The sequence below is a fragment of the Micromonospora sp. C31 genome (genome assembly GCF_018070575.1).
Lineage (GTDB): Bacteria > Actinomycetota > Actinomycetes > Mycobacteriales > Micromonosporaceae > Micromonospora.
Window position 1 is genome coordinate 72186 of sequence record NZ_JAGPXN010000015.1, and the last position, 21675, is coordinate 93860.

Annotated in this window: 11 protein-coding genes; 4 read left to right on the forward strand and 7 right to left on the reverse strand. The window is 71.9% G+C overall.

Features of this window, described 5'->3' with window-relative positions; translation table 11 throughout:
* Positions 1–312 precede the first annotated feature (312 nt).
* Positions 313–5772 (forward strand): carboxyl transferase domain-containing protein, encoded by a 5460-nt coding sequence (locus KBX06_RS19900; RefSeq protein WP_210837291.1) that lies wholly within the window; start codon positions 313–315, stop codon positions 5770–5772.
* A gap of 144 nt (positions 5773–5916) precedes the next feature.
* Here KBX06_RS19900 and KBX06_RS19905 read toward each other — a convergent pair whose 3' ends face one another.
* From KBX06_RS19905 to KBX06_RS19915, 3 genes are all read right to left on the reverse strand, one after another.
* Positions 5917–6435 (reverse strand): hypothetical protein, encoded by a 519-nt coding sequence (locus KBX06_RS19905; RefSeq protein ID WP_210837293.1) that lies wholly within the window; start codon positions 6433–6435, stop codon positions 5917–5919.
* Positions 6425–8230: a RyR domain-containing protein gene (locus KBX06_RS19910; protein WP_210837295.1), complete on the reverse strand. Its 1806-nt coding sequence runs from the start codon at positions 8228–8230 to the stop codon at positions 6425–6427. Before KBX06_RS19910 ends, KBX06_RS19905 begins: the two co-directional genes overlap by 11 nt.
* A 198-nt stretch (positions 8231–8428) precedes the next feature.
* Positions 8429–12640, reverse strand: coding sequence for a HEAT repeat domain-containing protein (locus KBX06_RS19915; RefSeq protein WP_210837297.1), 4212 nt, complete (start codon positions 12638–12640; stop codon positions 8429–8431).
* A 300-nt stretch (positions 12641–12940) separates the two neighbouring features.
* On the opposite strand from KBX06_RS19915, the gene KBX06_RS19920 reads away from it, so the two are divergent.
* Positions 12941–13900 carry an SCO2521 family protein gene (locus KBX06_RS19920; protein ID WP_210837299.1) on the forward strand — a complete coding sequence of 320 codons (960 nt, stop codon included), beginning with the start codon at positions 12941–12943 and terminating at the stop codon, positions 13898–13900.
* Positions 13901–13906: 6 nt separating this feature from the next.
* On the opposite strand, the gene KBX06_RS19925 is transcribed toward KBX06_RS19920, so the two are convergent.
* From KBX06_RS19925 to KBX06_RS19940, 4 genes are all read right to left on the reverse strand, one after another.
* Positions 13907–14884 carry an SCO2522 family protein gene (locus KBX06_RS19925; protein WP_247686281.1) on the reverse strand — a complete coding sequence of 326 codons (978 nt, stop codon included), beginning with the start codon at positions 14882–14884 and terminating at the stop codon, positions 13907–13909.
* On the reverse strand, positions 14869–15798 hold the full coding sequence (locus tag KBX06_RS19930) for an SCO2523 family variant P-loop protein (RefSeq protein ID WP_210837301.1): 930 nt from the start codon (positions 15796–15798) through the stop codon (positions 14869–14871). The genes KBX06_RS19925 and KBX06_RS19930 overlap by 16 nt, the downstream gene beginning before the upstream one ends.
* The gene (locus tag KBX06_RS19935; RefSeq protein WP_210837303.1) at positions 15798–17639 is read right to left on the reverse strand and encodes an SCO2524 family protein; all 1842 of its coding nucleotides are present in this window, start codon (positions 17637–17639) and stop codon (positions 15798–15800) included. Before KBX06_RS19935 ends, KBX06_RS19930 begins: the two co-directional genes overlap by 1 nt.
* A gap of 237 nt (positions 17640–17876) precedes the next feature.
* The gene (locus KBX06_RS19940; protein ID WP_210837305.1) at positions 17877–18671 is read right to left on the reverse strand and encodes an SCO2525 family SAM-dependent methyltransferase; all 795 of its coding nucleotides are present in this window, start codon (positions 18669–18671) and stop codon (positions 17877–17879) included.
* Positions 18672–19105: 434 nt separating this feature from the next.
* On the opposite strand from KBX06_RS19940, the gene KBX06_RS19945 reads away from it, so the two are divergent.
* Together KBX06_RS19945 and KBX06_RS19950 are read left to right on the forward strand one after the other, a co-directional pair.
* A complete protein-coding gene (locus tag KBX06_RS19945) occupies positions 19106–19858 on the forward strand; it encodes an SUMF1/EgtB/PvdO family nonheme iron enzyme (RefSeq protein ID WP_210837312.1) in 753 nt (250 codons plus the stop codon).
* A 361-nt stretch (positions 19859–20219) separates the two neighbouring features.
* Entirely contained in the window at positions 20220–21461 is a 1242-nt protein-coding gene (locus tag KBX06_RS19950) for a hypothetical protein (RefSeq protein WP_210837319.1), read from the forward strand.
* The last annotated feature ends 214 nt before the right edge of the window (positions 21462–21675 follow it).

Sequence of the window (21675 nt, forward strand, 5' to 3'; positions counted from 1 at the left end):
GGAGTTCACAGCCGACGGCGGCGGGGCGGCGGCCGGCCGACCCCAGCGGATCGCCCGTTCCGCGCGGCACTAGGGGTTGCGGACGCGTCCGGACGTGCGACGTCCCAGCAAGTGGAAGATCCTGCCACGCCTCAGGAACACGCCTCGATCGGAGCAAGCGTATTCGCTGCTCAGGACCCCTATGTCGCGACGCGCGCGGAGGGACACGGACCCCTGGGGTTCTGATCCCTGGATGCAAGGGTGGACACTGCCGAAGGTGCCGCGGCGTCGTGGCGTCGCGCATCATTGGTTTCTACAGGAGGGCCTGGTCGAGTGTTCAGTCGTGTCGCCATCGTCAACCGCGGTGAGGCCGCCATGCGGCTCATCCACGCCGTACGGGACATCGCCGCGGAGACCGGGACACGGATCGAGACCGTAGCCCTGCACACCGACGTCGACCGCACGGCCACCTTCGTCCGCGAGGCGGACCTGTCCTACGACCTCGGTCCCGCGTCCGCGCGCCCGTACCTCGACCTGAAGGTGCTGGAGCGCGCGCTGGTGGAGACCGGGGCCGACGCCGCGTGGGTCGGCTGGGGCTTCGTCGCCGAGGACCCGGCGTTCGCGGAGCTGTGCGAGAAGGTCGGGATCACCTTCGTCGGGCCGAGCCCGGAGGCCATGCGCAAGCTCGGCGACAAGATCGGCGCGAAGCTGATCGCCGAGGAGGTCGGCGTGCCGGTCGCGCCGTGGAGCCGCGGCGCGGTCGAGACCCTCGACGCCGCCCTCGCGGCGGCGGCCGAGATCGGCTACCCGCTGATGCTCAAGGCGACCGCGGGCGGCGGCGGGCGCGGCATCCGTGTCATCACCAACGAGGCCGAGCTCGCCGACGCCTACGAGCGCACCAGCCAGGAGGCCGCTCGGGCGTTCGGCAGCGGCGTCGTGTTCCTGGAGCGCCTGGTCACCGGCGCCCGCCACGTCGAGGTCCAGGTGATCGCGGACGGCCAGGGCACCGCGTGGGCGCTCGGCGTGCGCGACTGCTCGGTGCAGCGACGCAACCAGAAGGTCATCGAGGAGTCGGCGTCGCCGGTCCTCGGCCCTGAACAGACGGCCGAGCTCAAGGCGTCGGCCGAGCGGCTGGCCGTCGCGGTCGCCTACCGCGGCGCGGCGACCGTGGAGTTCCTCTACCACCCCGGCGACCGGCTGTTCGCGTTCCTGGAGGTGAACACCCGGCTGCAGGTCGAGCATCCGATCACCGAGTCCACCACCGGATACGACCTGGTCAAGGCACAGCTGCACGTGGCCTCGGGCGGGCGGCTCGAGGGCGAGCCGCCGCCGGAGCGCGGGCACGCCATCGAGGCCCGGCTGAACGCCGAGGATCCCGACCGCGACTTCGCGCCCTCCCCCGGCCGCATCGCGCGCCTCGACCTGCCCGCCGGTCCGGGCATCCGCGTGGACACCGGCGTCAGCGAGGGCGACACCATCCCGGCCGACTTCGACTCGATGATCGCGAAGATCATCGCGTACGGCCGCGACCGCGACGAGGCGCTCGGCCGGTTGCGCCGCGCCATGGCGCAGACCACGGTGATCATCGAGGGTGGCGCGACGAACAAGAGCTTCGTGCTCGACCTGCTCGACCAGCCGGAGGTGATCGACGCCAGCGCGGACACGGGCTGGATCGACCGCGTCCGGGGCGAGGGCAGGCTCGTCTCGCACCGGCACTCCGCCGTCGCGCTGGCGGCCGCCGCCATCGAGGCGTACGAGGAGGAGGAACGCGTCGAGCGGCAGCGGCTGCTGTCGACGGCGTTCGGCGGGCGCCCGCAGGTGCAGCACGAGAGCGGCCGGCCGCTGGACCTCAAGCTCCGCGGTGTCGGCTACCGCGTACGCGTCGCGCGGGTCGGCGCGCACCGCTTCCGCGTCGGCATCGAAGCCGGTGGCGCCGTGCGCACCGCCGACGTCGAGCTGGAGCGCTTCGACCGGCACTGCGGGCAGATCGTCGTCAACGGCACCCGCTACCGCCTGCTCATCGGCACGCACGGGCCGATCCACCTGGTCGAGGTGAACGGCGTGACGCACCGGGTCAGCCGCGACGAGGGCGGCGTCCTGCGCTCGCCCTCGCCCGCCCTGGTCGTCGCCACGCCGTTGCGGGTCGGCGCCGAGGTCGAGGCGGGCGCGCCCGTGCTGGTGCTGGAGAGCATGAAGATGGAGACGGTGCTGCGCGCGCCGTTCCGGGCGCGGCTGAAGGAATGCGTCGTGTCCGTGGGCACCCAGGTCGAGGCCGGCGCACCGCTGCTGCGGTTGGAGCCGCTCGGCGACGACGCCGAGGCCGGCGAGACCTCGGCCGGCGAGGCCGTCGAGCTGGACCTGCCCGCCGCGCCCGACAGGATCCCGGCACGCGAGCGCGCCGGGCGCGGCCAGGAGGACCTGCGCAGCCTGCTGCTGGGCTTCGACGTCGACCCGCACGACGAGCGCCGGCTGCTCGACGACTACCTCGCCGCGCGCCGGGGCGCCACCGAGGACGGTCACCGGCCGCTGGCCGGGGAACTCGACCTCATCGAGGTGTTCGCCGACCTCACCGAGCTGAGCCGCAACCGGCCGACGGGCGAGGACGGCGGCACCGGCCACGTGCCCAGCGCCCGCGAGTACTTCCACGGCTACCTGCGATACCTGGACGTCGAGCGGGCCGGCCTGCCGGAGGCCTTCCAGGCCAAGCTCGCCAAGGCGCTCGGGCACTACGGCGTCACCGAGCTGGAGCGCTCCCCCGAGCTCGAGGCCGCCGTGTTCCGGATCTTCCTCGCCCTGCAACGCGCGTCCGCCGACGCCACGGTCGTCGCGGCGCTGCTGCGCGCCTGGCTGCGCGAGCCGCCGCCGGTCGAGTCGCTGCGCGAGCCCGCCGGTCTCGCGCTGGAGCGGCTGGTGGCCGCGACGCAGGTCCGCTTCCCGGTGGTCTGCGACCTCGCGCGCGGCGTGGTGTTCTCCTGGTTCGCCCAGCCGCTGCTGCGCCGCAACCGCGCCCGCGTCTACGCCGACGTCCGCCGGCACCTGCGCCACCTGGACGCGCACCCCGACGCGCCGGACCGCGCCGAGCGCATCGCCGAGATGGTGCGCTCCACCGAGCCGCTGGTGCGGCTGCTCGGCCAGCGGCTCGTCCGCGACCATCTGGACAACGCGGTCATGCTGGAGGTGCTGACCCGGCGCTACTACGGCAACAAGGGCCTCACCGGCGTACGCACCAGCAAGGTCGAGGGCTGCACGTTCGTGGTCGCCGAGCGGGCCGACTCGTGCGTGGTCTCCTCGGCCGTGCGCTTCGAGGCGCTGGGCAGCGCGCTGCGCGGCCTCGCGGAGCTGGCGAGCGGCCACGACGCCATCGACGTCGACATCTACCTGGCCTGGGAGGGGCAGCCGGAGGACTTCGACGCGATGGCCGCGGCCCTGCACGAGGTCGTCAACGCGCACCCGCTGCCCCACCAGGTCCGCAGGCTCACCACCACCGTCGCGGGCCGCAGCGGCGCGGTGATGCACCACCACTTCACCTTCCGCCCGTCGACCATGGGGATGAGCGAGGAGCGGCTGATCCGCGGCCTGCACCCGTACATCGCGCAGCGGATGCAGATGGAGCGGCTGAGCAGGTTCGACCTGACCCGGCTGCCGTCGTCGGACGAGGAGGTCTACCTCTACCAGTGCGTCGCGCGGGACAACCCGTCGGACGACCGCCTCGTCGCGTTCGCCCAGGTGCGCGACCTGACCGAGCTGCGCGAGCACGACGGCCGGCTGGTGGCGCTGCCGACCGCCGAGGACGTCCTCGCCACCTGTCTGGACTCGATCCGCCGAGCGCAGTCACGGCGGCCGTCGCGCAAGCGCTTCAGCACCAACCGGATCGTCGTCTACGTCTGGCCGCCGAGCGACCTCACCCGCGCGGAACTGAACATGATCGCCCGGCGTGTGCTGCCGACGACCGCCGGCGCGGGGCTGGAGGAGATCCTGTTCATCGCGCGGCAGCGCGACCAGCGGACCGGCGAGCTGACCAAGATCGCCGTACGCGTCTCGTTCGACGCCGCCGGCGGCACGAGGCTGACCGTCGGCGAGCCGTCGGAGGAGCCGGTCGAGCCGCTCGACGACTACCGGCAGAAGGTGCTGCGCGCGAGCAGCCGCAACGCGGTGTACCCGTACGAGCTGACCGACCTGCTCGGCACCTTCGTCGAGCACGACCTCGACGACGATCACGCGCTGGTGCCGGTGGACCGGCCGAAGGGGCGCAACAGCGCGGCGATCGTCGCCGGCGTGGTGACCACGCCGACCCGCCGACACCCGCAGGGCGTCACCCGGGTCGTGCTGCTCGGCGACCCGACGAAGGCGCTCGGCGCGCTGTCGGAGGCGGAGTGCCGCCGGGTGATCGCGGCACTGGACCTGGCCGAGCGGATGAGCGTGCCGCTGGAGTGGTACGCGCTGTCCGCGGGCGCCCGGATCTCGATGGAGTCGGGCACGGAGAACATGGACTGGGTGGCCGCGGCGCTCAAACGGATCGTCGAGTTCACCCAGGACGGCGGCGAGATCAACATCGTGGTCGCGGGCATCACCGTCGGCGCGCAGCCGTACTGGAACGCCGAGGCGACGATGCTCATGCACACCAGGGGCATCCTGGTGATGACGCCGGACTCGGCGATGGTGCTCACCGGCAAGCAGTCGCTCGACTTCTCCGGCGGGGTGTCGGCCGAGGACAACTTCGGCATCGGCGGCTACGACCGGGTGATGGGCCCGAACGGGCAGGCGCAGTACTGGACGCCGAACCTGGCCGCCGCGCGGGACGTGCTGATGGCGCACTACGAGCACACGTACGTCGCGCCCGGTGAGCAGCGGCCACGACGGGTACGGACGTCCGACCCCGTCGACCGCGACATCTCCGACTTCCCGCACGTCGTGGCGGGCAGCGACTTCACCACCGTCGGTGAGATCTTCTCCGTCGAGGCCAACCCGGACCGCAAGAAGCCGTTCGACATCCGGACCGTGATGCGGGCGCTCTCCGACCAGGACCGCCCGGTGCTGGAACGGTGGGCGGGCATGGCCGACGCGGAGACCGTGGCGGTGCAGGACGTACATCTCGGCGGCATGCCGGTGTGCCTCATCGGCATCGAGTCGCGGGCGGTGCCGCGTCGGGGCATCCCGCCCACCGACGGCCCGGACACCTACACCGCCGGCACCCTGTTCCCGCGGTCGTCGAAGAAGGCCGCGCGGGCGATCAACGCGGCCAGCGGCAACCGGCCGCTGGTGGTGCTGGCGAACCTGTCGGGCTTCGACGGCTCACCGGAGTCGATGCGGAACCTGCAACTGGAGTACGGCGCCGAGATCGGCCGGGCGATCGTGAACTTCCGCGGGCCCATCGTGTTCTGCGTGATCTCGCGCTACCACGGGGGCGCGTTCGTGGTGTTCTCCAAGGCGCTGAACCCGAACATGAGCGTGCTCGCGCTGGAAGGCTCGTTCGCCTCGGTGCTCGGCGGTGCCCCCGCCGCCGCGGTGGTGTTCTCCGGCGACGTCAACGCCCGTACCGCCGCCGACCCGCGCGTGCGGGAGCTGGAGGCCCGCGTCGCGGCCGCCTCCGGCACCGACCGCGCGGCGCTGACGGCGGAGCTCGACGAGCTGCGCTCGACGGTGCGCGTGGAGAAGCTGGGCGAGGTGGCCGCCGAGTTCGACCGGGTGCACAACATCCAGCGCGCCGTCGAGGTCGGCTCCGTCGACGCCGTCATCCGCGCGGCGGAACTGCGCCCGCGCGTCATCGAGGCCATCGAGGCCCGCCTGCGCTGACGGGTTCACGCGCCACGGCGAGCTTCTCGCCGTGGCGCGTGCGGTCCGCCCGCACCGGCGGGTGCGGGCCGGCGAGCGACAGCGCAGCATCAGGATCAGCGGCCAGAAGTACTGGTTCCACGCCGAATCGAAAGATCTACAGATTCAAGAGTCAGAGCCCGGGGGCGTCCGGCGGGCGCCGGCGGGCCAGAGGACCGTGGTCGGGATGCCGAGGCGCCGCGCGGCGTCGACGGTCCGGTCCGTCGACGCCGCGTGGCAGCCAGGTTCCCCGTCCCACACCGCCACGAGCCGTTGCACCCGTCGCACCAGTTCCCGGTTGGCGGCCACGTAGGCGGCGGTGTTCGAACGCTCGTGGCCGGTGTGCACGACCGTCGCCGCCCGGGCGAGCAACCCGTCGAAGGTCGCCCGGTTCTCCGGGCAGATCACGGCGGTCCGGTAGTCGAGGGCCGGGAGGATCACCTCGTACGTGCCGCCCAGCTCAAGGATCGCGCGCACGAAGAGCTGGTCCGCACCGGCCGCCAGGCAGGTGACGCCGCGCACCGGTCGGTCGCTGATCCGGCGCAACTCGACGTGCAGCGCGTCGGCGACGAGCAACTCGGTGTCGCGGGTCAGGTTGATGTGCCCGGTCACGCCGACGCGCACCGGTGCGGGATCAGCCGGCATCCCCCGGTCCTCCCCGCTGCACGGGCACCGCGGGTGCCAGCCGGATCAGTTCGAACCCGCTGTCGGACAGCACGTCCGGCAGCGCCCGGATCTCCGCGCGGTTCTGCTCCTGCACGTCGAGGGGCAGGTCGTCCCAGGGCCGCAAGGCGGGATGCCGCCGCCGGCCGTCGTCGCGGGGCTCGCCGTGCGTCCAGCCCTCCCCGCGCCGTTCCCGGCACCACCGTTCGTGTTCGAGGCGGGCCAGTTCCTCGATCCGGTCGTCGATGACCTGCCCGGCGGCGGCGTCGCTGGCGCCGCCGCGCCGGGGCGCCACGACGCAGCCGAGGTTCAACAGCTTCGCGGCGATGTCCTGGACGTGGGCCCGGTTGGCCCGCCGCAGCGACTCGGGCAGTCGCGACCAGTCCACCATCGCCGGCGCGTCGCCGGGGCCCACCCCGGCGCGCTGCTGGGCCAGCAGGTACCGCTCGTGGATCAGCCGGGCCAGCCGCTCGGTGAGGTCCTCGGCGATCAGCCGGGCATCGCAGGCGCGGGTCAGCACCGGGTAGAGGCGCAGCTTGCCGTGCACCTCGTCGAGCAGGTCGTGACGGGAGTCGCCGTGGAAGGCGGCGGCCAGCGCCGCCTGCTGGTAGACCGGTACGAAGACGGAACTCTCGGCGCACTGCCAGAGGGCCGGTGTGTCCAGCACGTACCGCAGGCCGCGGGTCTCGTCCGGTGCGCAGACGTAGATGCGGTCGTAGCGGTCGCCGTCGAGGTGGTCGAGCCCGACGAGGCCGTCGAGGTCCAGGTCGTACGCGGTGAGCTGGCAGGCCGTGGTCAGGAACGGGTAGCGGGACGCCGCGACGGCCAGTTCGGTGCCGGCGTCCGGGGCCACGAGGTCCACCCGCAGGGGTGGCACGACGTCACCGGGTGGGGAGTCGGCCCGACGGGCCCGCCAGTGCCGAGCGGTCTCCACCAGGAGGGCTCGGCGGAAGGTGCCGGTGCCGGCGATGAGGACCCTGGTGGGGCGGCCGGTGGCGGGCGGCAACGGGTGGTGCCGCTGCAGCGCGCGGGCGGCGATGTCGTCGACGTGGAAGTAGTCCAGCCGCAGCCGGCTGGATCCGGCGGCGCCGAGTCGTCGGGCCTGCAGCGACAGGCACATCTCGGAGTCGTGGACCAGCACGTAGACCCGGGGTGGTCGCCGCTTGTCCTGCACGAGCCGGCTCGCGGTGTTGGCGATCGCGTGGTTGCGGTCGTCGTCCTCGCTGCAGGCGTAGATGGTGTGGGCGCGGGACAGGCCGGCGCCGCGCAACACCTGAGGGCTGGCCGGGTCCCCGATGACGCCGAGGTACCGGCGTAGGCGGTATTCCAGCGGCCCGAATGGTTCGGAGCGCACCACGACCACGCGTTCGCCGTCGGCGAAGAGCCGGTCGGCGAGCATGTGTGCGAACGGGGAGTCGCCGCAGACCAGGACGTGACCACGGGCTCGCCGGGCCCGGAGGCGGCGGCTCTCGGCGGCCAGCAGCAGCCGGCTGGCCTCGGCCACGGCGAGGAGGGTGAACAGCGGGGCGGCGAACCGGGCGACCTGCAACTGCCACGGGTAGGGTCCGGCGTTCTGGAAGGGTTCGGCGCCGAAGACGAAGAGTTGCAGGTCGTAGTAGAGCACGTCGTACGGGTCGTGCGCGGTGTCCGGCCGGGCCTGGAGCAGGCGGTCGAAACCGATGTAGCCGAGGATGAAGGCGGCCAGCCCGATGACTGCGAACACGGCTCGAAGCCACCATACGACCAGGTGGCGCGAGGTGGCGACCGGGTCTGTCATGACGGTCATCGTATTTGACCAGGTCGATCGGAACGGGGCTCGGCGCACGCCCGCCCGCGCGTCACCGGCTCGGGTGGACCGGCGGTCGGTGCCCCGTCCGGCTCGGTGCGCGCGGCGGCGACGGCACCGCCGGTCCGGGCAGCCGGTCGGGCCCGGTCACGGGAAGTCGTCGAGCCCGGGTCAGTCGTCGGGCCCGGGTCACGGGAAGTCGTCGGGCCTGGTGTCGGGCAGGGCCGCCAGCAGTTGCCCGGCCAGCCGCCGTACGCTGCCGTCGTCCTCCTGGCGGGCGAGCCGCACGAGCACGGCCCGGGTCCGGGTGTCCCGGGAGTAGTGCCGGGTCAACCCGAGCAGCGCGGTGCGGCGGATCTCCCAGTCGTCGTCGTCGGCCAGCCGCAGCAGCAGCTCCCGCACCCCCGCCCGGTCGGCCAGCGTGGCTCCCAGTTGTTCCACGGCCCGGCGCCGGACCTCGAGGTCCGGGTCGTCGCGGACCAGGCCCACCAGCAGCACCCGGACCTCCGGGTCGGCTCCGAAGTGCGCGCCGAGCGCGGCGGCGATGCGGGCGCGGATCGCCGGGTCCTGGTCGGCCAGGCGGCGCAGGAGCCGCAGTGTCACCGCCATGGACGCCGAGCCCTGCTCGGCCAGGCAGCACACCGCCGCGTCGAACACGGCGGGGTCGGTGTCCGACTCGACACACTCCAGCAGCACGTCGGTCACCACGTCGGGCGTCCCGTACGCGCAGAGGGCCTGCACGGCGGCCAGCCGGATGCCGACGTAGCTGTCTCGGCGGGCCCGCCGGCACAGCGTCTCCATCAGGGCGTCGGACTCCCCGTGCCGGGCGAGCGCCTGGGCGGCCGCGCGCAGCACGTTCGGGTCGGGATCCCGGCTGACCTGCTCGGCCAGGCACTTGAGCACCTCGGGGTCCGGCTGGTCGGCGAGGCGGGTCAGGCGGAGGGTGACCCGTAATCGGACGATCGCGTCCCGCTCCTGGGCGGCGCGGCTGATGAGCAGATCGCGAGTCGCCTGGTCGAGCAGCGGCCGGCCGGTGAGCAGGTCGACCGCGGCGAGCCGGACGCTCGCGGTCGCGTCGCGGTGTGCCTTCTCCAGCAGCAGTTCCCCGGTGCGGTGGTCCGGGAACGCCTCGGCCAGCGCGCGTACCGCGGCGAGGCGCACCGTCGCGTCCTCGTCGGCGCGGGCCGCGTTCGCCACCACCGTCCACCCGGTGTCGTCGGCACGGTCCCGGTCGATCAGGGCGGTCACCGCGGCGGCACGCACGGAGGCTTCCTCGTCCTGCTCGATCTGGTCGACCAGCCGGGCCCGGCAGCGCCCCTGCGGGTCAGGCGCGAGCGCCAGCCGCTGCACGGCGACCGCGCGGAGCCGGGCGGACGGGTCCGAGCGGGCCAGTTTCAGCAGCAGTTCGGTGCTGTCCGGGCTCGGCCGCCCCGGCAGCAGTTCGGTCACCACGCAGCGCCGCACCTCGTCCGGGGAGTCCCCGGTCAGTCGCTGCAGCGCCCGGGTGCGGGCGGTCCCGGCGTGCTCCGGCAGCGCCAGCAGCCCCTGTAGTGCGCGCTGCACCACGCCGGGGTCGGTGTCGTTGGCCAGCAGACGCTGCAGTGTCCCGGGGGCGTCCGGCAGGTCGGCGCAGCGCGTGGTGAGCACTGCGGTGGCGGCCCGCCGCACCGCGGTGGCGGAATCCTCGGTGGCCCTCGCCAGCACCTGGCGGACGTCCCCGGACAGCTCGCCGCGGCCGCCGAGGGACTGCACGGCCAGCGCGCGCACCGCGGGATCGGGTGAGCGGGCCAGGTCGCGCAGCACGTCGACGTGGTCGCGATCGGTGCCGAAGTGCGCGACCAGAGCCCGTACGGCCGCCTGCCGGACCGTGGTGGAGACCTCGGCCTGCGCCTCGGCGAGCAGGAGGTCCCGGCACCGGCGGCGGCTGGGGCTGGTGGTGTCCAGCCGGCCGGCGGTCTCGGCCAGCCCCGCCACCAGCGTGAGGTGGGCCTGCCGCTCGCGGCCCTGCCCGAGTTCCTGGACCAGCAGTTCCTCCAGCCGTTCCTCGGCGGTGGAGAGCACCGCGGCGACCCGGGTGGCGAACGCGGAGCCGGAGCGCCAACTGGTGCGCACCCCGCGGCGGCGGTACCAGTGCAGGAAGGCCTGCCGGCCGGGCCAGCTCGACCCGAGCGCCCGGATCGAGGGCAGCAGCTCCTGCTCGGTGAGCTCCACGAGGTTGGGGTCGTCGGCGGAGATGCCGTGTTCGACCAGCCGCACGACCTGGCACAGCACCGCGTCGCCCGCACCGGCCAGTTCGGTTGGCTGCGGTGCCTCCGCCACGCACTGCGCGGCCAGCACCAGGTTCCACGGCGGGCCGGTCAGGTTCAGCGGCGGCCAGGGCTGGTCGACCCCGGTGGCGAGCAGGACGACCAGGTCGTTGGCGGTCTGGGCGGGTAGGGCGCTGGCGACCAGCCGGAGCACCTCACGCCAGGACGGGTCGGCCCAGTGCTCGCGGAACAGCGCGCGCAGTCGGTCGAGACCCCAGGCGTCCGGATCGTGCTTGAACCTGTCCACGATCTCCTCGGCGCAGAAGAACTCCAGGAACGTGCGGTGCACGAACCCGAACAGTCGCAGTCCGTACCGTTCCAGGATGAAGCTTCGCTGGCGCAATTTGTCGATCATCGAGTAGGCCATGGCGAGTGCCCGCTCGTTCTCGAAACCGTAGAACGCGACGAGGTGGTCCCGGAAGATGCGCGCCAGTTCGTCGGGTTCGATGTAGTTTCCGGCCGGGCCGGACTCCCGGAACTGCATCCAGTACGCCAGGTGGCGCACCAACCGGCGCTTCGCCTGCAGGTCCAGCAGCGGCACGTCGCCGTGGCTCTCCCGCAACTGCTTGGTGACGTCCCACTCGGAGATCAGCACGTCGGTGACGTGCGCGTAGAGCCGGTGCCGGTTGCGGGGCAGCGGGTGGCCCCGCACGACGATCGCCATGAGCATCAGCAGCAGGGGGTTGCCGGCGATCTCGTGCATTGCCCGTGACCTGCGCACCACGTCGAGAATCTGTCGACGCTGCCGGTCCGCTTCCGCCGCCGGTGCGGGCATGACGTAGCGGTACCAGTTGCCGAGGAAGCGGGCGATCCGCTCGTCGTCGAGATCCTCCAGCGTGAAGTGGTCGAAGCCGGCGTTGGCGAAGGTGTGCCGCAGGTATCCGGCCGCCCGCGAGGTGACCAGCGTCCGCACCCCCGGGTACTCGCCGGCGAAGGTGGCGATCTGTGCGGCCACCTCCTCCCGCTGTGCGGGGTCGAACATCTCGTCCAGGCCGTCGAACAGGAAGAGCGCCTGGCCGCCCTGACGCAGATACGCCTCCAGCAGGTTCTGCTCGATTCCGGCCAGTCCCTGCTGGTGGCGGTGGCCCACGTAGTCCAGCAGGCCGTCGCACCGCCCGTCGCCGCAGTGTGCCGCGTAGGAGCGCAGCTCGATCAGGACGGGGAGGTGGCGGTCCAGCGCCGCCAGCCGAGGCTCGGCACACACCCCGGCCAGCGCCAGCGCCAGGTACTGCGCGGCCGCCGACTTGCCGGAGCCGGGGTCGCCCAGCAGCACGATCGCTCGCCGGCCCGGATCGCTCACCACGTCGAACAGGGCCAGCGCGTCCTTGGCCGCGTACTCTTCCCAGAGCCGTTCCACCTCCTCCGGGTCGACCACCCCGGGCAGCCCGCCGTCGTCGTCGGCCGTGGAGCTGGCCCAGCGCCACCAGGCCAGCGGCATCTCCGGGCGGGTGTCCTCGTGCACGCGGGGCTCCACGAACATCTTCGGTAACCCGAGCGTCAGATATCCGATGGTGGGGCGCGGGGAGACCGCGTCCAGCGCGACGGCCTGGTACCTCAGGGCCAACTGCTTGTGGTACTGGCTGCGCACGGACTCCGGCAGGGGGGTGTCCGGGTCGGCGAGCTCACGCGCCGGCGATCGGCCGCTGCGTACCTCGGCCAGTGCCATGGTCACCTTGGCGGAGAGGTCGTCCACCCCAGAGAAGAAGGCACAGAGGTGGCGCTCCTTGAGCTCCCGGCGCAACGCGACGATCTGCTGCCAGTCGGCGTCCCGGTCGATCATGTCGACCGGCCAGGGTGTCTCCTCGGCGAGCAGGAATATCAGGCAGGGCTTTCCGGCCGCGAGCGCCTCCCGGTACTCCAGTTCCGTGATGGACGACTCCTGGCCGGGCGGCCGGAACCCGTAGCGCCAGGCGAACAGGCCCACGTAGAGGTCGCACCGGCGCACGTCGTCCAGGCAACGTTCCAACGGCGGCCGGACGTCGGCCCCGTACGCCTCCATGGCCACGTCCTCGATCTCCAGGCGACGCGCCACGACGTGCACGGCAGCGCGATATTCCAGCAGATCCTTTTGGGTGGCCGAAATGTAGACCTTCATCAACGGCAAACTCCAGGGGGTGGGCTGGCGACCGCATCAATGAAAATATCAGTTGCCGGCACGCCCATCCGACCCGCGAACATCGCAACCTCCGCCCACGAATGGGAATCCCGTCAACGGTCGGCCTATGATGACCGCAGGACGGAAACGGATCCGGCAAGCCGCATTCCGGCTCTCACGAGGAGTTCGGTAATCCCACCCGGATCCGTGTCGGTGCAGGTCACGGCGGCGTACGTCAATCACCATGGACCGCGTTCCGCGGGGCGACCGCGGACCGGTGCCTGCGATGCGGAGGAAGCCATGCTCACGGTGGGTGAGGTGCATACCAACCTGCTGCAGCACAGCACGGCGCTGGCCCAGGAGCAGAGCTCGGAGGTGCTCGGCCTGGTCGAGGGCGAGGTCGTGCTGACCTCCCGACGCCCTTCGCTCTACGCGGTGTCGCCCGACGTGCGCACCGGTGTGGACTGCTGGCTGCCCAGCGCCAGGAACCGCCAGCTGCGCGGGGTGGGCGCGGTGGTCACCCGGGCCATCATCACCGGCGGCCGGATCGTGCAGGCTTCCTCGGTCATCCAGGTCGTCGCCGGCGAGCGCCGCCAGCCGTGGTCGCACTACCTGGCCAACCCCGGCGTCCTCGAGACGGTCGGCAAGCTCGACGCCGCGGACCTGACCGCGGGTTTCCTGCACGGCAACGACGCGGACGTGCTGAACCTGGAGGCGATCACCGGCCGGGTGCTCGACGGCGTGCAGATGTCCGGCCTGCTGGACCGGCACCCGCCGCTGCGCGCGGCGCGCACCCGGCTGCGCTGGACCGCGCAGGTCGACCAGCAGCCGGGGCGGGACGTCTCGGCGGTGGTCACCGTGGACTCCCCCACGCTGCGCACGGTCGAGCTCGTGGTCGGCCCGCAGGACGTACCGGCCGCGGTGGCCGGCCTCTGCGAGGATCTCGCGCTGCACGACTGGCTGCTGACCATGCTGTCCTCCCTGGTGGAGGCCGCGGTCACCCGACCGGCCTCCGGCGGGCAGGAGCACATCGAGCGGCTACGGCCGGTGCTGGAGCACCTGCTGCACCTGTGGCTGCCCGGCGCCCGGGTCCACCCACGGCTGCGGCCGGTCTGGGACCGCCTGGAGCAGGTACCCGGCTTCAGCCGGCAGTGGAAGTCGTCGGTCAACTGGATCCGGGATCAGATCAGCGTCAACAACATGGCCCTGCTGCGGGAGCTGGCCCACCGGGTGGCGGTCCAGCAGCCGTGCGGGCGCTGAGCACCCTCACCCGCCGATGAACACGTAACTCAACCGGTCGACCAGCTCGCTGGGCAGGTGCAGACCCTCGCCGCTGGCCCGCCTGGCGACCTGCTGCGCCACTGCGGACGGCACCGCCACCTGACCGAGGATGGTCCGTACGGCCAGCTCCACCGGCAGGTAGTGGGTGTTCATGAGGGTCAGCGTGCGGTACGCGCAGAACGGCGCGGCGACCGGATTCAGCTGGACGATCGCCGGCAGCTCGTCCCAGTCGGTGGGCAGCTCGCCGGTGAGCTGGCACGGCTGCCTGACCGTCTCGCCACGGTGCCGTAGCACGCCGAGGCGGGTCAGCTGCCAGACCGAGGCGAGCAGCGCGCAGGCCCACACCCGGGTCTTCGGCTCGTCGGACCACAGCTCGACGTCGACGAAGATGGAGTGCTGGGGGTCGCCGGACTGCACCGGCGGGGACCACGGCCGGGGCAGGGTCATCGCGGGAGCGTCGACGTGCCCGGGCGAGCGTCTGCCGTTGGACAGCCAACCCGACTCGCTCAGCGGTGGGCGGCTCCCGGTGGTGTTGCGGGGCGGCTCCACCACCAGTGTGTCGACCACCAGCTGGGCAAGTTCGACACCGTCGTGCCGCGCGAAGCTGGACTCCCTCGCCACGTAGTCCAGCGTCAGGCCGTGTTCCGCCGCGGCGCTCTGCACCTGCGGAATCACCTCACGGGGGGTGCCGAAACGGTGGAAGTAGTCGTCGACCAGGAAGCAGGTGCTGATCCGCGGTTGCCGGTTCGGCGGCAGCCCTCGTCGGGCCAGGGTCGGGATCGCGGCCGAGAAGTCCGCGATCCGCTCGAACCTGCGTCGCAGCTCCGCACACCCGTCGCCGAAGTCCTTCGCGTAGAAGTGCCCCAACTCCACCGACAGGTGCGAGTACGCCACGCTCTCTGTACGTCGCACCGCAGCCGCCTCCTGGAACCTGACATCCACGCCAATCACACGGTCTCCCATGCCGTCTCGTCGAAGAGCTTCTCGGTCAGATCCACGAAGGCGTCCACGGTCCTGACATTCGCGATCTTGCTCTGCACGTCGTTGTCCGAGATGAGCTGCTCCCGCCACTGCAGCAGAGGATCCAGCGGCACCGCGCCGAAGAGCGTGGTGCGCCCGACGCCCCGCCGTCGGGCCAGTTCCGACAGCTCGGCGTCGCACTTGCGCAGGAACGCCTGCTGCGCGAGGTCGAGGTGGCCGACCTCGGGGCCGCGTGAGTCGATCACCGCCGTCCGGACGAAGCGCAGCGACTCCCGCAGCCGGTCCGGCTCGTGGCCGTACTCCTTGCCCATGGCCACGATCCCGCCCGCCTCGAAGGCCAGATCCGCGGCCGCGGTGACGTGCTGGGGAGTCCACCGGTGGAAGACCAGCCAGCGCACGGTGACCTTGCGCAGGGTCGCGATGGCCGTGGCCGCCAGGGCGATCTGGCTGGCGTACGACCGGCCGGCGCTGAGGTCCACCAGGGTCAGGTCGAACTCCTCCTCCAACCGGAGGAAGATCTCGGCGCAGCGCTTGGCGATGTCGTTGGTGAACCCGAACTCGCTGCCGTTGCGTTGCCCGGGCAGGAGCACCAGCGGCCCGGACCCGATCGGCCGCTGGCGCAGGCTGGCCCGCTCCGAGGTGCCCCACACGTCCAGCTGCTCCGGAGACGGGATCTCGCCGCGCAGATAGCGGTGCAGGCCGCCGCCGTTGGGCCCGGCGCCCTCCACCCCGTTGACGGCCTGCGGGATCTGGAACGTGATGCCGGCCGTCGGCGAACCGAAGTCGTAGTCGAGATAGCAGGTGGGGCGGCCGGACAGCGCGCTGCGGTAGGCGATGTTCGCCGCGGTCACCGAGCGCCCGGTGCCGCCCTTGTGCGACGTGACGAAGACCAGCATCAGATCCCCTCGCTGGCTTTCTGCTGCCCGGTGGCGACGTCGTTGAGCAGCAGCAGCAGGGAGTTCGCCAGGGCGGCGGCCGTGCCGGGGCGCTCGTCCACCAGCGACTGCGCCCGGCGCAGGCTGGCCCGGATGCTGCGCATGCTGCGCTGCATCGCCTCACCGGCGAACGTGCCGCGCATCAGCTCCCGGTCGAAAAGGTATTCGGCCTCGTCGATGAGATCCTGCGCGTACGAGGCGAGCCGGCCGGCCCGTGGGAACGGCCGTTCCCAGAGCAGCTGACCCGCGCTGACCAGCGCCTCCACCACCCGCTCGGTCAGGTACCAGGAGGGTGCGTCCGGCTTCGGCGCCAGCCCGGGGAAAGCACCCCCGGCGTGGTCCCACAGGCCCCGGTGCTGCCCGTCAGGGATACGCCGCAGCAGCAGGTGGTCCCACACCTCGTCCGCCAGTTCGAGCAGCTCGCTGCGCCGCCGGGCGTTGCTCAGCAGACCGGCGACGGTGGTCGCCCGCCGCAGCAGCACAGTGGAGTATTCGTTCACGTTCCACGTCATGATCGGCTTCGACGTGTCGTCGTTCAGGGTCACCCGCTTGCCTGGCGCGTGCACGAGCAGCGCCGGCTCGTCCGGCGAGGCACGCCGCGTGATCCGCGCCCGCTGCGCCAGCTCCACCAGCACCGCGGCGATCCGGCCGAACTCCTCGTCGGCGCCGCGCCCGCCGGCGACCAGGCCCTTGACCGCCAGCGACGTGGCCTGGAGGGTGTAGTAGTCGGTCCGGTCGCCGTCGGTCGTCCGCCAGGGAATGTCCTCGATGGGCCACCGCCGCCGGTTGCCGAAGGTCGCCACCGTCGCCCAGTAGGTCCGGGTCAGCTCCCAGCGCAGCTGCAACGCCCGGGACAGCCGCTGCTGCTCCTCGTTGAGCAACCCGAGCAGGCGGGTGCGTTCCGAGTTGAGGTCCTCGATGGCGTCCATCGCGATGACCGTGAAGTAGAGGTAGGGGGCGTTCTCCGCCGAGCCGTCGCGTTGCAGACCGATCGGCTCCGTGGTCGGGACGTCCTCGGCCCCGGCGATGACCCCCCACGACCAGCCGCACTCGAACAGCATCTCGCTGTTGTCCAGGTCCTCGGTCACCCGGCCCGACCCGAGGACGACGCTGCGCAGGCTCGCCATGGTCTCCCGCAACTGCTCGCGCAGCGCGGCCACGAGTTCGCGGCGCGGCAACTCGTCCTGGTTGATCATGTCGCAGAGCCGCAGGCCGTACTCGTCGGTGGCGGTGAAGACGAAGGTGCTGAAACTGCGGAGCAGGCCGACCATGGCGGCGGTGAGTCGCGCGCTGGCCATCGCGTCCAGGGCGTCCAGCTGCGCCAGCAGATCGCGTCGCTTGGTGGTGCCACGGTAGACCTTGACGAAACCGATCGTCGCCAGGGTCAGCGTGACGGACACCGCGAACGAGTCGACGATGTCCAGTGAGCGTTGCTCGTCGGTGAGCTCCGCGCCGCCCTCCAGCGGGGTGAGGTAGCTTCCGCCGCTGAAGATCGGGGTGCCGGTGTCGTCGGTGTACCGCGTGAAGTAGTCGGTGATCACGCTGACCAGCCGGCGGGGAATCTCGATCGCGCCGCCGAGCGGGCTGAGCGCCTCGATGACCTCTTCGTCGGCGCGATCCGGGTCGTCGAGCGACAACACGGGGACCTTGGCCGCCGGAAGCAGGAGGGTCAGCAGTTGCTCCGCGTCGCTGATCGAGTTGCTGCCACTTCGGCCGCCCCAGCGCCATTCACCGTTCTGCCAGCAACTGCGCACCGTGGCCCGCCAGATGTCGAGGATCTCCTGGCGTGGCTGTATCCGCACGATCCACCGCCGTCTGCTGTAGTCGTCGACCCGAAACTGCTGGTATTGCCGCTCACGCGATGATCCACAATGCTCCACAATGACGTGCAACAACATCGTAGCGGTCCAGTCGAGTGCCACTCGTCCGGCTTCGACGGCCGCGTGTCGCCATGCCGACCGATCGGGGCAGGAGGTGAATGTCGTACCGGCGGACGGGCCGATCGCGCGGCCGGCGCCTGCCGTCGCCGGACGTCGGCGTCAACCGCGGGTACGGCCGGTGGCCAGCAGCATGCTGTGGTAGCCGTCCCGCAGCGGCGGCGTGAGCCGCACCTCGTGGACGTCCAGGTCGTACGCGCCGGCCGCGATGCTGGCCGTCACCTCCGCGCGTTGCAGCGCCACGGCCGGGAACAGGCGCTGGCCCACCCGGTAGCCGCGGGAGCCGAGCATGACCGCCACGGCGAAGGGCGAGCGGGGCCGCAACGCGTCGAGGAACCGACCGATCGCGTGTTCGGCCTCCGCGCGGTCGGCCGAGATGGAGCAGGCCACGAAGAACATCGTGCCGGCGCCCCAGGCGTGCCTCGGCACGTCGAAGACACTGGTCCTCAGCACCCGGCCGACCCGCGCCAGGCGGCCCCGCGGATCGGTCAGCGCCGAGTACGCCGGGTGCTCCGCGCACACCCGCCAGTACGGGTCCCAGAGCTCGTCGTAGCTGTGCACCTGCGTACGCAGCCAGCTCACGTTGGACGCCGACCAGTCACACAGGTCGACCCTGCGCGCGAACGGCAGGAGCGACAGCGCCGGGTAGAGGTTCGCCCCCGAGCCCACGTCGACACAGTCCGCGTCGGAGAGCCTCGCGGTGGCGAGGAAGTCCCTGGTACGGCAGAGGATCTCCCGGTCGTCGGCACGCAGAACCGCGTAGTTGTGCCGGACGTACGCCTGGGGGTCGAAGCTGTCCCACTCGACGTCGGAATTCACCGGCCGCCGGGACCGGATCGGCGGGGGTGACATCGACGACTCGCCGCAACCGCCGCCAGCCGCCGGGGTCAACGCCATGGACGGGCCTCCATCGATGTCGGCGAATCACATTGGTGGTGCCGGCACGCTCCCTCTCGCTGCCCATTGCGCATCGGAGATGGTGTCGACGCGCAAGCAGCGCACTTACCCAACTCCGGGGAATGAGAACCTGACGGCCTCCACTCCCCCCCTGCCCAGTTCACCCCCGTCGATGCGTGGGTCCGCGCCGGCTGACGGAAATCCGATATCGGGGAATACGCGGGAGCCGCGCCGTCGTGCTCGGTGCCGAGAGGCAGCGGTTTCCTCTCCGCGTTCTGGCCAGGAGGCCCCTACGGCCACCGGCTGGGGTGGTCCACGCTGCGGGCGTGGCCACGTAGCCGACGCTGCGACGGCGGAACGCCCGCCGTCCGGCACCGTCGATGCCGGCAGACGCCCCGTCCTCGACGCGGCTGCTGATGCTAGCGTTCGCCGCCATGTGGACCGAGGAGATCGTGGCCGGGCGTCCGGCCTGGCGCCACACGGCGTCGGGTGTGGTGTTCCGGGAGGTGCCCGGCGGCACGTTCCGCATGGGTCTGTCCGACGCGGAGCTGGAGGCCGTACGCGCCATCGAGCGCAGCGGCGAAGTCGAGGACACCCTGGAGCCCTTCTTCGCCGCCGCCAAGGACGCCCAGCCCGTGCGGGAGGTGCGGGTCGAACCGTTCCTGATCGCCCGGCACCCGCTGACGGTCACGCAGGTCCGGCACTGGCTGCCCGACTACGAGGACGACTACGCCGACGAGGACACCACCACGGCCCGCCTCGAGGACGACCTCGACGACCTGCTCGACGACCTGCCGTTCCGGCTGCCCAGCGAGGCCGAGTGGGAGTACGCGGCCCGCGCCGGCACCACCACGCTGACGTTCCGCGGTGACGACAGGCCCGACGAGGACCAGCTCCTCGACGACTTCGGCGACGAGGAGCGCACGGCCGCCGGCGAGAACGCCTTCGGCCTGGCGGCGATGGGCTCGGCTGGCGAGATCTGCGCCGACGTGTGGATCCCCGGCTTCGCTGACGCACCGAGGGACGCCCGGCCACGCACCGGCGCCGGGCCCCGCACCGTACGCGGCGGCGCCGCCGACCTCTACCCGTGGCAGGGCTGCGACGAGTGGCTGCTGCTGCTCTCCGCCACCCGGTACGAGCACTCGCAGTTCACCGCGGTCCGCCCGGCCGCCCCACTGCCACGGTAGGCCGCGTCCCGGCCGGTCGACGGACTGGCGGAGAAGCCACGGCCGTACGCCCGTCGACCGCTCCCTGCGCCCCTTGGCGAGGGTGTCGGTCGGCACGAGCCATGCCGACGGCGGCCGGCGACCCGGTCCGGCGCGCCCGCCGGTCGTCCTGCGCCGCTCGGCGTCCACTGTCGCTTGACGAATGCCGTTCGAATCGAATGGTGAGTCGCATTCGCGACAGGACGAAAGCCGCGATGACCGACGCACGGCCTCCCAACTGCCCATTACGCTGACCGCCGCCGCCCGATGAACGGTGCGCCGCGGACCACTCGACGCGGGACGTCCTGAGCCGCTTTCCCCGCCCACATTTCAGGAGCCGACGATGGATGACGAGATCCAGCTGATCAGTGACGGTGATGGCTTCGCGGTCATCGGGAGTCCGGCGGCGGTCGACCGGTTCCTCACCTCTGAGCGCCTGCCGTCGAAGGACCTCGGGCTGAAGCGGCTCCGGTCTGCCCTCGGTGCCGGGTCGAGCGTCGCAAAGGCGGGTGCCGAGATCTCCGCCAACTCGGGCCGCTGGGTGAAGCTGACCGAGGAGTCCGCGCGGGCGATGAAGCAGTTCCCCCTCATGAAGGGTTCGGAGTCGGATGTCAGCCGCGCCGTGCTGACCGAGCACGGCAAGATCAAGGGGCTCCTGGAGATCGTCACGACTCCCGGGGGGCTGCTGACCAACCCGGCGCTGCTGACCGGTGCGGCGGGGCTCATGGCGCAGCTCGCGATGAAACAGAGCATGGAGGAGATCACCGACTATCTCGCCACGATCGACGAGAAGGTCGACGACGTGCTCCGCGCGCAGAAGGACGCCGTGCTGGCGGACATGATCGGGGTGGACCTCGTGATCGGGGAGGCCATGATCATCCGGGATCGGGTGGGCCGGGTCTCCGAGGTCACCTGGTCGAAGGTGCAGGCCACGCCGGTGACGATCGCCCGCACCCAGGCGTACGCGCTGCGTCAGCTCGACGCCCTCGCGGAGAAGATGGAGCAGAAGACCAAGATCGGCGACCTCGCCAAGACCTGCAGGGAAGCCGAGTTGAGGGTTCAGGAGTGGCTCGCCGTGCTGGCCCGCTGCTTCCAACTTCAGGACGCGATCGCCGTGCTCGAACTCGACCGGGTGCTGGACGCTTCTCCGGAGGAGATGGACGAGCATCTGCTCGCGCTCCGGGCGGCACGGCAGAACCGGCTGGAACTCATCTCACGCAGCACCGAGCGGCTGATGGCCCGCCTGGACGCGGCTGCCGGCACGGCCAACACGAAGGTGCTGCTGAACCCCACCACGTCCCGGGCCACGGTGCAGTCGAGGAACCACGTCGCGACCGTCGTCGTCGACTTCCACGGACGGCTCGGCATCGCGCGCGATCGACAGTCGCTGGACGCGAGACGATGGTTGGACGCGGCCGTGGAGGTGCGGGACAAGGTGGTCGTGACGGGAACAGAAGGCGTCGATGCCGCCAGGCACCTCGGCATGGAGACCTTCGGCCGGACCAGGTCGGTGATGGGCAAGCTCTCCAGCGGAATCGCCGAGCGCACGCTCCGCCAGCGCGGAAACGACGAGAAGGCCGAGTGAACGCCAGGGACCGCCCTGCGGGGTCAGGTCCAGCCGCCACCGGGTGACGGCAGCGAGCGGTGGCTGACGTCGAGAACCTCGTCGTTCGGCAGCGACGGCACCGTCCTCGTCGTCCACGCCGCCGACCGGCGGCGCTGAGCACGCCGCCGGCAGCACCCCGAGACGTACGCGAGCCCGCGCACGCAGCCGGCCGTCAGTCCTCGGCGTCGGACGA

Bases quoted from the DNA above. Each gene is read 5' to 3' on its own strand.
- KBX06_RS19930 (WP_210837301.1), bottom strand. From the start codon at position 15,798: ATGCTGGTCTTCGTCACGTCGCACAAGGGCGGCACCGGGCGCTCGGTG.
- KBX06_RS19950 (WP_210837319.1), top strand. From the start codon at position 20,220: ATGGATGACGAGATCCAGCTGATCAGTGACGGTGATGGCTTCGCGGTC.
- KBX06_RS19940 (WP_210837305.1), bottom strand. From the start codon at position 18,671: ATGGCGTTGACCCCGGCGGCTGGCGGCGGTTGCGGCGAGTCGTCGATG.
- KBX06_RS19910 (WP_210837295.1), bottom strand. From the start codon at position 8,230: ATGACAGACCCGGTCGCCACCTCGCGCCACCTGGTCGTATGGTGGCTT.
- KBX06_RS19905 (WP_210837293.1), bottom strand. From the start codon at position 6,435: ATGCCGGCTGATCCCGCACCGGTGCGCGTCGGCGTGACCGGGCACATC.
- KBX06_RS19920 (WP_210837299.1), top strand. From the start codon at position 12,941: ATGCTCACGGTGGGTGAGGTGCATACCAACCTGCTGCAGCACAGCACG.
- KBX06_RS19915 (WP_210837297.1), bottom strand. From the start codon at position 12,640: ATGAAGGTCTACATTTCGGCCACCCAAAAGGATCTGCTGGAATATCGC.
- KBX06_RS19945 (WP_210837312.1), top strand. From the start codon at position 19,106: ATGTGGACCGAGGAGATCGTGGCCGGGCGTCCGGCCTGGCGCCACACG.
- KBX06_RS19925 (WP_247686281.1), bottom strand. From the start codon at position 14,884: ATGGGAGACCGTGTGATTGGCGTGGATGTCAGGTTCCAGGAGGCGGCT.